Genomic DNA, 13,389 nt, shown 5'->3' with positions numbered 1-13,389 from the left:
CCAACAGTTTCGCCAGAAGGCTTAAGCTACACCACGCTATTCGGTAACATGTAACAATGGCGACCAACACACGAACGAGTAGCGAATCCCCCTCGACGAGGGAAGGGGCGGCCATCGAGGTCCGTCGAACCCGTACGGTGCCGCCGAAGGCCAGGGTCCGTCACTTCGACGAACTCGGCGAACGCACACAGCAGGTGCTGGCGGAACTGGACGGCGATCGGTCGGTCGTCCCCGTCGCCGAGGAGGTCGCCGAGGAGGTGGTCGACGACGTGGTGGTCGTCTTCACCGGCTACTACCGCATCACGCGGCGGTAACCCCGCCGCTCGCGGTCCGCCGATACCGAAGCCGTTTTCTCCCGCAGGACAGGAGTACAGGTATGAACGGCAGCGGCGAGATGACGCTGGCCTTCGAACTGGAAGCGCTCAAGGCACTGGCGAAACCGGGCGCGGTGTTCGACGACGCGCGGCGCTGGAGCGAGTACGTCGGCGTCATCTCGGACAAGCCGACCTACGTCGTGACGAACTTCACCCGGAAGAACCGCATCCGGCAGGACTTCTTCTCCGGGCCGAAGGGGCGCGCCGAGAGCCTGGCGAGCGTCAAAGAGCAGTTCGAGACGGACCGTCACGTCTTCGTCGGCACCGACGACGAGGACCGCGAACTCGCCGAGGACGAGGAGTGGGAGTACCTCCCCGTCGAGGAAGCGGCGGCGGCCGCGGAGTGGGAACTCGCGTCTGACGCCGACGAGGACGAATCGACGGCTCAGGAGGACCAGCGCGACGACTGGCCGTAGACATCGAGCCCTCCTTTTCACCCGAAGTTCGCGCCCGGCACGTCGCCCGAACGCCAACACTAATATCGGTCGGCCGACGCTTCCCGGTAATGAGCCGAACGAGAGACGAACTCGCAGGGGTCGTGGACCTGTTCGGGGCGCTGACGCGCGCCGAACTGGCCGAGGGGCTCGCCGAACTCGCGTTCAAGCAGGGCAAGTCGGTCGACGAGTCGGCGTTCGATTCCGTCATCGACCGGGCGGTCGAGGACTACTACCTGGTCGAGGCCGACCACGACGACGAGACGGTCCTGGTCCCGGGACCGGTCGCCTTCCCGTCGGTGCCGGAGAACGGCGAGGACCTGCCGCACATCATGGACGTGCCGGACCGCGACGTCGACCGCACGGGACTCGGCGAGCGCACCTGCGACCGACTCCGTTCGGAGGCCGAGGCCGCCGCCGAAGCGGGCGACGAGGAGCGCGCCGGCTACCTCATCGACGTGAGCTACGACCTCGAAGCCTGGGCACCGGTCGACACCGGGGACGTCCGCGAACGACTTGACGACGTCTGAGGCGACGACGACCGGAACGCGAGAACGGTGAACGGGTGCGACCCAAGCCGGGCCAGTTAAGACGGAACGGGGCAACGGATGGATATGGACCTGGGTCGCGTGGCCGACCACACGGCGCGACCAGTGGAGGACGAGGACCACGACGCCGCCGTGTTCGTTCCGGTCGTCGACCGTCAGGACGGGCCACACCTGCTGTTCACGAAGCGCGCCGACCACCTCGGGGAGCATCCCGGCCAGATGAGCTTCCCCGGCGGTAGCCGGGAGCCGAAGGACGACGACCTCTGGGCGACCGCGCTCCGCGAGGCCAACGAGGAGATCGGCCTGCGTCCAGTGGAGGTCGACAGCGTCGGCCGCCTCGACGACATCCGGACCGTGACCAACTACGCCGTCACGCCGTACGTCGTCCGCATCCCCGACCGCGAGTACGACCCCGACGAGCGCGAGGTGGCGGAGATTGCCGTCCTCTCCGTCGCTGAGCTCACGACGGACGCGAACTACGAGTGCGAGTACCGCGACCACCCCCGGTACGGCGAGGTCGTCATCCACTTCTTCCACGTCGATGGCTACACCGTCTGGGGAGCGACGGGTCGCATCCTCGTACAGTTGCTCGAACTGACGACCGACTGGCGCGCGCCCGAGCGCATCGACCGGTTCGTCGACACCGACCCCGACCTGAGCGGGTAGGTCGACGGACGCGAACGCTTCCACCAAACCGTAGACGCTTTGCCGGTCACGTCGGAACCTCTAGGCAATGACCGAGACCGCGACACAGGTTTCGCGCCGCGAGGCGTGGCTGATGGCGGCCCGACCGCACACGCTGCCGGCGGCCGCGGCCCCCGTCGTCGTCGGTACGGGCCTGGCCGTCCACGAGGGCGTGTTCGCGGCCCTGCCGGCGCTGGCCGCGTTCGTCGGCGCGGCGCTCATCCAGATCGGGACGAACTTCGCCAACGACTACTACGACGCGGTGAAGGGCGTCGACACCGACGACCGCGAGGGGTTCACCCGCGTCACCCAGTCGGGGCTCATCCCGCCGGACGAGGTCAGGCGGGCGACCTACGCGACGTTCGGCCTCGCCGTCCTCGTGGGCGTCTACCTCGTCGCAGTCGGCGGCCTCCCCATCCTCGTCGTCGGGCTGGCCAGCGTCGTATCGGGCTTCGCCTACGCCGGCGGCCCGTTCCCGCTCGGCTCCCACGGCCTCGGCGACCTCTTCGTGTTCGTCTTCTTCGGCGTCGTCGCCGTGATGGGGACCTTCTACGTGCAGGCCGCCTCGCTCGTCGCCGGCGTCCCGCTCGGAATCCCCGAGGGCACCGTCACGTGGACGGCGTTCCTCACGAGTCTCCCCGTCGCCGCCATCTCGACGAACATCCTCGTCGTGAACAACGTCCGCGACCTGGAGACCGACCGCGAAGCGGGCAAGAAGACGCTCGCTGTCCTCGTCGGCTACCGGGCGAGTCGCGCCGAGTACGTCGGCATGGTCGCGCTCGCCTATCTCGTCCCCGTCTGCTTCTGGATCGGCGACGAATTCGGGCCGGGCGTCCTCCTACCGCTGCTCACCCTGCCCTACGCCGCACTCGTGACGCGGACGGTGCTGACCGACAGCTCCGGCGAGGCGCTCAACCCAGCGCTGGCACAGACGGGGAAGCTGCTCGCCGCCCACTCCGCCCTGTTCGCGCTCGGGATGGTAGTATGACCGTCGAGACGCGCGAGTTCTCGCTCCCCCTCGCGTCGCCGCTCGACACCGCCCTCGGCGCAATCGAGCACCGCGAGGGCCTGCTCGTCCGCGTCGAGGACGACGGCGACGTCGGCATCGGCGAGGCCACGCCACTGCCGGGGTGGACCGAGTCGCCGTCCCGGTGCCGCGACGCGCTCGCGGACGTCGACGACGTCCTGGCCGACCCCGACGGCGTCCTCTCCGAACTCGACGACCGGCCGGCGGCCCGCCACGGGGTTGCGCTCGCGCTCGCGGACCTTCGCGCCCGTCGCGACGGCGTTCCGCTGTACCGCCACCTCGTCGACGAGAGTGGGCGCGTGGACGGGATTCCGGTAAACGCCACCGTTGGTGACGCACCGTCCGACGAGACCGTCGCGGCCGCCGAGGACGCCGTCGCCGCCGGCTTCGACGCCGTGAAGGTGAAGGTCGGTGCGCGCCCGGTCGACGAGGACGTCGCACGTCTCCGGGACGTGCGAGCGGCCGTCGGCCCGGAGGTGGAACTGCGTGCGGACGCCAACGGCGCGTGGTCGCGCGAGCAGGCCGAGGAAGCGTTCGCGGCCCTCGCAGACGTCGGCGTCGTCTACGTCGAGCAACCCCTTCCGGCAGACGACCTCGACGGTCTCGCCGACCTCCGTGGCGGCCCGGTCGGCGTGGCCGCCGACGAGTCGCTCGCCGCCCGTTCCGTCGACGCGGTGCTCGACGCCGGGGCGGCGGACGTGCTCGTTCTGAAGCCGATGGCGCTCGGCGGGCCGGACCGCACCGTCGCGGCCGCCCGGCAGGCCCGCGAGCGCGGCGTCGAAGCGGTCGTGACGACCACCGTGGACGCCGTCGTCGCCCGGACGGCGGCCATCCACGCGGCGGCCGCCATCCCGGACCGACCGGCGTGCGGGCTGGCGACCGCCGAACTGCTCGACCGCGACCTCGGCCCCGACCGCGCGCGGGTCGTCGACGGTCGGATCGGAGTCCCGCAGACGCCCGGCGTCGGCGTCGCGGACACGTGGGGGTCGCCATGAGAGACTGGCTCGCCCACCGCGCGGCGGCCTCGCCGGACGCGACGGCCATCGTCGCGGCCGACGACGGAACGGAACTGACCTACGCCGACCTCGACGTGCGCGTCGCGGAGACGGCCGGTCGCCTGGCCGCGCTCGGCCTCCGCGAGGGCGACCACCTCGGCGTGCTGATGGAGACGCGGCTCGCGTCAGTTCGGCTGGTTCACGCTGCGATGCGACTGGGCTGCGTGCTCGTCCCGCTGAACGTCCGTCTCGCGCGCCCCGAACTCCGGTCGCAGGTCGCGACGGCCGACCTCGCGGCGCTGGTCTGCGAGGCCGACACCGGGGCGGACGCGACGGCTGTCGCCGGCGACGTCCCGGTCGTCTCGGTCGACGACGGGTCGGTGCCGTCCCTCGACGGCCAGGAGCCGGCGGCGTTCGAGCCGGGGGCGTGGGACCGCGCGGACCCGCAGGTCGTCCTGTTCACCTCCGGGACGACGGGCGACCCGAAGGCGGTCGTCCTGACGATGGGGAACCTGCTCGCCAGCGCGACCGCCTCAGCGTTCCGACTCGGCGTCCTCCCGGAGGACCGCTGGCACCTCTGTCTCTCGACGTACCACATGGGCGGACTCGCACCGGTGCTGCGGTCGACGCTGTACGGCACCACCGTCGTCGTCGAGGAGGGGTTCGACCCGGAGCGGACGCTCGCGGCGCTCGACGAGCACGGCGCGACCGGCGTCTCGCTCGTCCCGACGATGCTGAAACGGCTGCTGGCGACGGGCGAGTTGCCGGACTCGCTGCGGTTCGTCCTGCTCGGCGGCGCGCCCGCACGCGACGAACTGCTCGCCGAGTGCGAGCGACGCGGCGTTCCGGTCTACCCGACGTACGGCATGACCGAGACGGCATCGCAGGTCGCGACCGCTTCCCCGGCGGAGGCGTTCGACCACGACGGCACCGTCGGTCGACCGCTCCTCTGGACCGACGTGACGGTCGTCGACGAGTCGGGCGACCCGCTCCCACCGGACGAACCCGGCGAACTCGTCGTCTCGGGACCCACCGTGATGGCGGGCTACTACGACGACCCCGGGGAGACCGCGGCCGCGTTCGGCGAACACGGCCTCCACACCGGCGACGTGGGCTACCGCGACGAGGCGGGCCGGCTCTGGGTGCTCAACCGCCGCTCGGACCGCATCGTCACCGGCGGGGAGAACGTCGACCCCGGCGAGGTTGTCGCGACGCTCCGCGACCACCCCGACGTCGCGGAGGCGGCCGTGATCGGCGTCGAGGACGAGGAGTGGGGCGAGCGCGTCGCCGCGCTCGTCGTTCCCCGCGGCGACGCGGCCCTCTCGCTTGCCGACGTCCGCGACCACTGCGACGGACGGCTGGCGGGCTACAAACACCCGCGGCTGCTGGCGACCGCGGAGCAACTCCCGCGAACCGCGTCGGGGACCGTCGACCGCGACGCCGTCCGCGAGCGCCTGCGTCAGGAACGCTGCTGAATCTGTAGCTGCACCGACCGCTGGAAGCCGAACCCGTCCCCGGCCTCGACCTCGACGCGGTTGCGGAACTGGACCGTCACGCTCCCGACCCCGCCGAGCTGTCCGCGTATCTCGCCCGCCGGGTTCGCCTTCGTGTGCACCTGGACGAAGGCACCGCGGTTCTCGACGGCTGCCACGAGGTCGTCCAGCGTCCCACCGCCCAGCGGTCCCACGAGGGCACCGGCTCCGAACTCGCCCTCCGCGAGGACGCCGTCGAACCGTCCCGGGATACGTTGCGGGTTCCGGGAGCGCGGCCCCGGATAGAGCCAGGTGACGACCGGCCCGTTCTTCCCCTCCTCGCCGCGGTGGATGTGCGCCTGGGTGACGTCCTCGACGCCGGTCACGAGGAGAACGTAGCGCATCGAGTCCCCACGGCGGGAGAGTAGCAGCGCTCCTTCCGCGTCGGTCTCGACCGAATCCGGCTGCTGGTCGCCCGTCATCCGTCCGGCGCTGTACGTCGGGGAGCCGTCCTGTGCGCTCGCGGTCACGGTCGCCCCGCCCGCCGCCGCTGCGCCCGCCCGGAGAACGTCGCGTCTGTCGACCATACTCGTACCCTCTTCGACGTCCACGGACGCGAGGTTAAGTCCCGGGGCCGGCGGCGGTGGCGTCGGTTCCTGGCCCCGTGGGTCGGGCCGCCGTCACCCCGCCAGCCACCAGCCCAGCAGTTTCTCCTGCTCCTCGAGCGAGGGATGCTTCTTCGAGCGGGCGTACTCCTTTCCCTCCAGTATCTGGCGCTCCAGGCGGTTGCGCGCGAGGCGGAGCGCGTGCCCCGCGCCGTACCCCTCCCCGGTGCCGACGAACTGTCCCTTGTCCGTGAAGAGACGGATGCGCGCCAGCACCAGGGGCGTACCCCGGAACGACTCCTTGTGCTCGTGGAGGTAGACGTGGGCGTCGTACACCGTCATCCGCGCGTACTTGTCGGCCGTGCGCTCGATCATCCCACGGAGCTCCTCCCGCGAGACGTCGTCCAGCAGGTCGATGCCGTCGATCTGGAGCGTGAGGTGCCGCTCCTCGGTCCACGTCAGCGCCTCCAGCGCGTCGGTCTTCGTCACGATGCCTGCCGGTCCGTCGCCCGAGGTGACGACGAGCGACGAGATGCCCTCGTCGAGCATCGTCCCGACCGCCTCGTCGAGCGGCCGGTCGGGAGCGGTCGTCCGCGCCGGTTCGCTCATCACGTTGCGCACCGGGAGGTCGAGCATCCGCTCCAGTTCACCGGCGCGCTCTCCGAAGCCGCCGTGGGAGCGGCCGCCGGTGCGGTCGAACCGGTCGGGCGACCCGCCCTGCTCTTTCCCCATCTCGCGCGCGGAGAAGTCGAGGGAGTCGAAGATGCTCACGACGCCGACGACGTCGCCGCTCGCCGCTTCGTCGGCGCGGGCGTCTGGGCGCTCGACGACGGGCAGGTGAGTCACGTCGCGCTCGCGGAACAGGTGCAGCGCCTCGCCCATGGTCGTCGTCGGCGCGACCGTGACGAGGTCGTGGCTGTAGACGTCCGACACAGACAGTACGCCGAGGTACGACCGGACCGCGTCGAGCACCGCGTCGGCGGTCACGACGCCGTGGAGGTCGCCGTCGTCGAACGCCGGGAGGACGCGGGAGCGACTGCCGATCAGCAGTCGGGCGACGGTGCGGACGTTCTCGTCCGGGGCGACCTTCGAGACGTGCCAGACGAGGTTGCGCGCCTTCTCGTCCGGGTGGCGGTGCGCCGTGTTCAGCTGCCGGCGGGTCACGAGACCGCTGTACTCGTCGTCGTCCGTGACGACGACCGCCTGCAGCTCCGGGTCCGCGAACTTCCCCTCGAGTTTCGACACGGGAGCGTCGACGTCTACGGTCTCGAACTCCGTGGAGACCAGGTTGCTGATGTTCATCCAGGACGGTGTACGTCACCGACCGACGTGACGCTCGTGGATGTCACGGCCGCGGACGGTCCGGGAATCAACGAAGAAGGACGGCGAACGAAGTCAGCTACGGAGACGGGCCCGACGGACCGGGCCGTCAGTCGTCGGTCGTCACCTGGCCGAACTGCATCTCGGTGTCGTCGACGGATCCGTCGGCGGATGCGTCACCGCCGTCTGCCACCTCGAACTCGTCGAGTCGGTCCTTGAGGTCGGTCGCCTGCCGGGAGAGGTCCGTCGCGCTGTCAGAGACCGACCCGATGGCCGACGTCGCCTGCTCGGACGCCGCCGCCACGTTCTGGGCTTCGGCGGTCGTCTCCTCGCTCGTCTCGGCGATCTGGTCGAGCATGGCGACCGCCTCCTCGGTCGAGGCGGCCTGCTCGTCGGTCGCGTCGCTGATCGACTGGATGCCGTCGTTGGCCTCCTCGACGAACTCGACCACCTCGTCCAGCGAGTCGAGCGCCGACTCGACGGTCTCCCTCCCGGAGGTCAGGCGCGCCTGCACGCTGGCGACGTCCTCGACGGTGTTGCCGGTCGACGACTGGACGTTCTCGATGAGTTCCTCAATCTCCGTCGTCGCCTCCGCCGTCTCGGCCGCCAGGTCCTTGATCTCGTTCGCGACGATCTCGAACCCTTCGCCGGCCTCGCCGGCGCGGGCTGCCTCGATGGAGGCGTTCAGCGCGAGCAGGTTCGTCTGCTCGGCGATGCTGTCGATGAGTTCGACGATCTCGCCGATGGCGGCCATCTCCTCGTCCAGCGACTCGACCTCCTCTTTCGCCCCTGCGGCGGCGGTCTCGATGCTGTCCATCTCGTCCAGCGCCGCCGTCGCGTGCTCGCTGCCGGTCTCGCCGACCTCGGCCGCGCGCTGGGACACGCCGGCGACCTCGTTCGCCGACGACGCTATCTCCTCGATGGTCGCGGAGAGGTCGTTCATCTCGCCGGAGATCTCCTGGAGGTTCTCGTTCTGTCGGGCAGCGCCGTCGGAGATGTCCTGGACCGACTCGCTGACCTCCTCGCTGGTGCGTTCGACCTCCTCCGCGCTCGTGGTCACCTGGCCGCTCGCGGCGTCGACCCGGTCCGCGAACCGCTGTATCTCCACGACGGTCGATTCGAGGTCGGCGATCATCTCGTTGAACGCCTCGCCGATCTCGGTCATCGCCTCGCTCCGGCTGTCGGGGTCCATGCGACGGGTGAGGTCGCCGTCCGCCGCCGCGGCCATCACCGCGCTGTACTCGTCGGCCTTCGACTCGATGGCCGTGGAGAGCGCCTCGGCCTCCGCCCTGGCTTCCTCCGCCTGCTCCTGGGCCCCTTCGGCCTCGGCCTTCGCCTGCTCGGCCTCCTCCATCGCCTCGCGGGCACGCTCGCTCTCCGCCTCCGCCTCGCGTTTCGCGTCCTCCGCGTCCTCGAGCGCCTCGACGACGTTCCGCTTCATCTCCCCGACCGAGCTCGTGAGGGTGTCGATCTCGCTGCTGAACGACGACTGGCGGATGTCGTGGTCGAGGTCGCCGTCGGCGACCGCCGCCGCGTCGTCGGCGATCTCGTCGATCGGCCGGGTGATGCGTCGGGACGTGAAGAGACCGAGGCCGACGACGAGCAGTGCGGCGATCCCCGAGATGAGGAAGCTCGACTCGCGGATGTTGCGCTGGGCGGCGTTCATCTCGGCGGACGGGACGGCAGCGACCGCGTAGTACTCGTGGCCGTTCGCCAGTTCGACCTTCCTGTACTGGCCGTTCCACTTCTGGCCGTCGTCCTGGAACGTGAGATTGCCGGTCTCACCGGACAGCGAGCTCGTGGGGATGGAGAGGTTACTGGCGGCCGACATGTTGAACTCGAGGTCGTTGTTCCGGCCGTTCGCCACGTAGGTCGGCCCCATCTCCACGCCCTCGACCGTCTGATACCCGGTGTCGACGAGCGCCCCGTACCCGTTCTCGCCGAGTTCGATCGTCCTGACGGGCGCGGTGATCTGGGTCGCCTCGTAGTTGATGATGACGAGGCCCACCGTCTTGCCCTCGACGACGATCGGCATCGCGTAGCGTATCGCGGGCGAGTCGGTCGCTCGCGCGACGTTGATCGCGGAGACGTAGACCTCCCCTTCGCGTATCGTGTTGCTCTCGACGACGTCCTCGAACCAGCCCTTGTTCGCCTTGTAGTCTTTCACGTCCTCCGAGCCGAGTTTGTATCCGGAGAGGACGTTGCCGTCGCGCCAGAACACCCGTATCATGTCGATGCTGGGGTTGTCGGCCGCGACCCGCGTGAAGTACGTCTGCGTCCGCTCGTAGGCCGGGTCACCGTCGAGGAGCCTGGGATATCCCGCGCCCTTCTCGTACCGCGTCACCGCCTCGCCGAGCGACTCGTTCTCGTACCGCTTTTCGACCAGGTCCTGCACCGACGGGTGCTGTCTGACGAGTCTGATCTGCTTCTGGTAGAACCGCGACCGCGTCTCCGCTTTCTCCGCGACGTTCTCGACCGCCGCAGCCTGCCGAGCTGTCGACTTCTTGTCCAGCTTCTCGTCTGCCTGCTCCAGCGAGATGTACGTCGTCGCACCGAGCGGAACGAGACTACAGACGAGGATAACGAGGACGATCTTGAACCCGAGCGTCTTGTAGACGTTCTTAAGTTTACCTAGCATAATATATTTTCACTGACTTTTACTATCTATTCTGGTAATACAGTAGTGGATATACTTTCTGTCCTTAATTGTTGCTGTAGAGCATCTCCGACAGAATTGTTCGCACGGAACATGAACGTCTTTCAAGACGCTCCGCGTCGAGGTTCCGTGGAGGGGACAGAAGATGGGAGACACGGATTACGTGAGGCGACTGCGGGAACTGGACGGCGACGACGGTGACGTCGTCGGGGGGAAGGCGGCCAACCTCGGCGTGCTCGCGACGCTCGACGTGCCTGTCCTGCCAGGGTTCGCGACGACGGCGGACGCGTACGACCGCTTCGTGGACGCGTCGGGCATCGACGAGGAGGTCCGTTCCGTCCTCGCGGACCTCTCCCCCGACGACGTGAGCGACCTCCGGGACCGAGGCCAGCGCGTCCGAGACATCATCCGCGGGGCGGCGTTCCCCGACGACCTCGCGGACGCCATCGCCGACCGGTACGCGGACCTGGGCGGGGAACTCGACGCGACCGACCCCGCGGTCGCGGTGCGGTCGTCCGCCACGGCCGAGGACCTCCCCGAGGCGTCGTTCGCCGGCCAGCAGGAGACGTTCCTGAACGTGACGGGCAGCGAGGACCTGCTGGAGGCGGTCCGGGGGTGTTACGCATCGCTGTTCACCGACCGCGCCATCGCCTACCGGGAGGAGAACGACTTCGACCACTTCGACGTGAAGCTCGCGGCCATCGTCCAGCAGATGGGGCGGGCCGACGCCGCGGGCGTCGCCTTCACCAACGACCCCGACTCGGGGTTCGACGACGTCGTCGTCATCGAGGGCGCGTACGGCCTCGGCGAACTCGTCGTCCAGGGGGAGGTGACGCCGGACCGCTACACCGTCTTCGAACCGACCGGCGGCATCGTCGAACGGGACGTCGGCCAGAAGTCCCGCCGGATGGTGGTCCGGGGCACCGAGACCGAGGTGGAGGACGTTCCCCCCGCCGAGCGGGAGGTGCCGGCGCTCGACGACGAACGCATCCGCGAACTCGCGACGTACGCCGGTCGCATCGAGGACCACTACGGGCGTCCGATGGACGTCGAGTGGCTGGTCGCGGACGGGACGGCCTACGTCGTCCAGGCCCGTCCCGAAACAGTTCACGGCGGCCGCGAGAAGGAGTTCCTCCGGGAGTACCACCTGGAGGAGGAGGGGGGCGACCCGTTGCTGTCCGGCGTCGCCATCGGCAACGCCGTCGGCGACGGGACGGTCCGGGTCATGCACGAACTGCGCGAGATGGACCGCTTCGAGGCGGGCGACGTGCTCGTCACGGAGATGACCGACCCCGACTGGGTGCCGGCGATGCGGTCGGCGAGCGCCATCGTCACCGAACGCGGCGGGAAGACGAGCCACGCCGCCATCGTCTCGCGCGAACTCGGCGTTCCGGCCGTCGTCGGCGCGGCAAACGCGACGCGCGTCCTGCGCGACGGCGAGGCGGTGACCGTCGACTGCACGAGCGCGAGGGGCAGGGTGTACGAGGGACACCTCGACTACGCCGTCGAGGAGCACCGCCCCGGCGAGGTTCCCGACACCGAGACGGACGTGATGCTCGTGCTCGGCGACCCCGACCGCGCGTTCGCGCTGGCCGACCTCCCGGTCGACGGCGTCGGCCTCGCGCGCGAGGAGTTCATCGTCACCAGCCACGTCGGCGCCCACCCGCTGCACCTGCTCGCGCGCAACGAGGGCAAGCAGTTCGTCGACGCGCTCCGGACCGGCATCGCGAAGATAGCGGCGGCGTTCTACCCCGCCACTGTCGTCGTCCGCCTCAGCGACTTCAAGACCGACGAGTACCGTAACCTGGAGGGCGGACGCTACTACGAACCCGAGGAGGCGAACCCGATGCTGGGCTGGCGGGGCGCGTCTCGGTACTACGACGAGCGGTTCCGCGACGCGTTCGAACTGGAGTGTACGGCGCTCCGACAGGTCCGGGAGGACGTCGGCCTCGACAACGTCGTCGTGATGGTGCCGTTCTGCCGGACGCCCGAGGAGGGCGAGCAGGTCCTGGACCTGCTCGGGGAGTTCGGGTTGCCGCCCGACGACGTTCCCGTCTACGTGATGGCGGAGCTCCCCTCGAACGTCGTGCTCGCCGACGAGTTCGCCGAGCGCTTCGACGGCTTCTCCGTCGGGTCGAACGACCTGACCCAGCTCGTGCTCGGCGTCGACCGGAACTCGGCGCGGCTCGCCCACCTGTTCGACGAGGCCGACCCCGCGGTCGAGGAGTCGATCCGCTCGCTCGTCGCCGACGCCCACGACCACGACGTCCCCGTCGGCATCTGCGGCGACGCGCCGTCGACGGTGCCCGGCTACGTCGAGTTCCTGCTCGACGCCGGCATCGACTCCATCTCGGTCGCACCCGACGTCGCCGTCGAGACGATGTTCGAGGTTGCGAAGCACGAGGACTAGCGCCAGTCGTTCTCCAGGAGGAAGTCCTGGAACAGCGCGAACTCCACGTCGTGTGCCGTGCGCAGATGCGAGAGGTCGATAGGGCCCGCACCGCGGTTGAGCCAGCGGTACAGCGCCGCGTACTCGTCGCCCATCCGTTTCGCCACGTGCTCGACAGGGAGGTGGTCCGCGGTCACGTCGACGCCGGTGATCGCCGAGAAGCGGACGGCCATCGCCGACAGCGTCAGTTCGTCGCCGGCGAGGTCGTACGCGTTCCCCGCGTACCGTCCGGGCCGCTGGAACGCGTCGGCGACGAACGCACCGACGTCGTCGACGTCCACGAGGTACAGCGGCACGCGCGGGGCGAGCGCCAGCGCCAGCCGACCGTCGCGGATCTCCCCGCGCATCCCCTCGAAGTTCTGCATGAAGGAGGCCGGCCGAACGATGGTCACCGGGAGGTCGAGCGACGCGAGGCGGTGTTCGATGGCACGCTTGGAGCTGAAGAAGGGAACGTCCGTGTCGCGGTCCGCGCCCCAGGCCGAACTGAACACGAGGTGGTCGACGTCCGCCCCGGCGGCGACCGTCGCGAGCGTCGTACCCTGGTCGATCTCCTCGTCGACGCCCTCGCCCCACGTCGTCACGCAGTAGACGCCGTCGACGTCCTCGACGGCCGCTTCGAGCGAACTGCGGTCGGTCAGGTCCCCCTCGACGACGCTCGCGCCGCGTTCGACGAGTTCCGCGGCCGCGTCGCTCGCCGGCCTCCGCGTGAGCGCGCGAACGTCGACGCCGTCACCGAGCAAGTTGCGAGCGACCGCGCCGCCCTGCCGCCCCGTTGCCCCCGTCACCAGAACCCTGTCTGGCGGTGCAGGCATGGCGCTGGCTCAC

Annotated in this window: 12 protein-coding genes; 8 read left to right on the top strand and 4 right to left on the bottom strand. The window is 69.8% G+C overall.

Features of this window, described 5'->3' with window-relative positions:
- The first annotated feature begins 56 nt into the window (after window positions 1–56).
- The 7 genes from NKT36_RS01355 (at window position 57) to menE (ending at window position 5,537) form a co-directional block, all read left to right on the top strand.
- Complete coding sequence (locus tag NKT36_RS01355) at window positions 57–314, top strand: hypothetical protein (RefSeq protein WP_327052153.1); 258 nt, start codon at window positions 57–59, stop codon at window positions 312–314.
- 62 nt (window positions 315–376) lie between these two features.
- On the top strand, window positions 377–790 hold the full coding sequence (locus tag NKT36_RS01350; RefSeq protein ID WP_327052152.1) for a DUF7124 domain-containing protein: 414 nt from the start codon (window positions 377–379) through the stop codon (window positions 788–790).
- Window positions 791–879: 89 nt separating this feature from the next.
- Window positions 880–1,338 carry a DUF7109 family protein gene (locus NKT36_RS01345; protein WP_327052151.1) on the top strand — a complete coding sequence of 153 codons (459 nt, stop codon included), beginning with the start codon at window positions 880–882 and terminating at the stop codon, window positions 1,336–1,338.
- Window positions 1,339–1,422: 84 nt separating this feature from the next.
- Window positions 1,423–2,022 carry an NUDIX hydrolase gene (locus NKT36_RS01340; protein ID WP_327052150.1) on the top strand — a complete coding sequence of 200 codons (600 nt, stop codon included), beginning with the start codon at window positions 1,423–1,425 and terminating at the stop codon, window positions 2,020–2,022.
- Between the two features lie 67 nt (window positions 2,023–2,089).
- Complete coding sequence (locus tag NKT36_RS01335) at window positions 2,090–3,028, top strand: 1,4-dihydroxy-2-naphthoate polyprenyltransferase (RefSeq protein WP_327052149.1); 939 nt, start codon at window positions 2,090–2,092, stop codon at window positions 3,026–3,028.
- On the top strand, window positions 3,025–4,062 hold the full coding sequence (locus NKT36_RS01330) for a mandelate racemase/muconate lactonizing enzyme family protein (protein WP_327052148.1): 1,038 nt from the start codon (window positions 3,025–3,027) through the stop codon (window positions 4,060–4,062). Before NKT36_RS01335 ends, NKT36_RS01330 begins: the two co-directional genes overlap by 4 nt.
- A complete protein-coding gene (gene menE, locus NKT36_RS01325) occupies window positions 4,059–5,537 on the top strand; it encodes an o-succinylbenzoate--CoA ligase (protein WP_327052147.1) in 1,479 nt (492 codons plus the stop codon). Before NKT36_RS01330 ends, menE begins: the two co-directional genes overlap by 4 nt.
- Here menE and NKT36_RS01320 read toward each other — a convergent pair.
- From NKT36_RS01320 to NKT36_RS01310, 3 genes are all read right to left on the bottom strand, one after another.
- Window positions 5,522–6,121, bottom strand: coding sequence for a CHRD domain-containing protein (locus tag NKT36_RS01320; protein WP_327052146.1), 600 nt, complete (start codon window positions 6,119–6,121; stop codon window positions 5,522–5,524). The genes menE and NKT36_RS01320 overlap by 16 nt on opposite strands.
- Before the next feature lie 93 nt (window positions 6,122–6,214).
- Window positions 6,215–7,441, bottom strand: coding sequence for a CBS domain-containing protein (locus NKT36_RS01315; protein ID WP_327052145.1), 1,227 nt, complete (start codon window positions 7,439–7,441; stop codon window positions 6,215–6,217).
- A gap of 127 nt (window positions 7,442–7,568) precedes the next feature.
- Window positions 7,569–10,097 carry a methyl-accepting chemotaxis protein gene (locus NKT36_RS01310; RefSeq protein ID WP_327052144.1) on the bottom strand — a complete coding sequence of 843 codons (2,529 nt, stop codon included), beginning with the start codon at window positions 10,095–10,097 and terminating at the stop codon, window positions 7,569–7,571.
- Between the two features lie 163 nt (window positions 10,098–10,260).
- On the opposite strand from NKT36_RS01310, the gene ppsA reads away from it, so the two are divergent.
- Window positions 10,261–12,525 (top strand): phosphoenolpyruvate synthase, encoded by a 2,265-nt coding sequence (ppsA, locus tag NKT36_RS01305; RefSeq protein WP_327052143.1) that lies wholly within the window; start codon window positions 10,261–10,263, stop codon window positions 12,523–12,525.
- Here the strand turns inward: ppsA and NKT36_RS01300 are convergent.
- The gene (locus NKT36_RS01300; RefSeq protein WP_327052142.1) at window positions 12,522–13,376 is read right to left on the bottom strand and encodes an NmrA/HSCARG family protein; all 855 of its coding nucleotides are present in this window, start codon (window positions 13,374–13,376) and stop codon (window positions 12,522–12,524) included. The two genes, ppsA and NKT36_RS01300, sit on opposite strands and share 4 nt — an antisense overlap.
- Window positions 13,377–13,389: the final 13 nt, after the last annotated feature.

Origin of the sequence: Halomicrococcus gelatinilyticus (genome assembly GCA_024227995.1) — an archaeon.
GTDB classification, from domain to species: domain Archaea; phylum Halobacteriota; class Halobacteria; order Halobacteriales; family Haladaptataceae; genus Halomicrococcus; species Halomicrococcus gelatinilyticus.
This window is presented reverse-complemented; position numbering and strand designations above follow the sequence as displayed.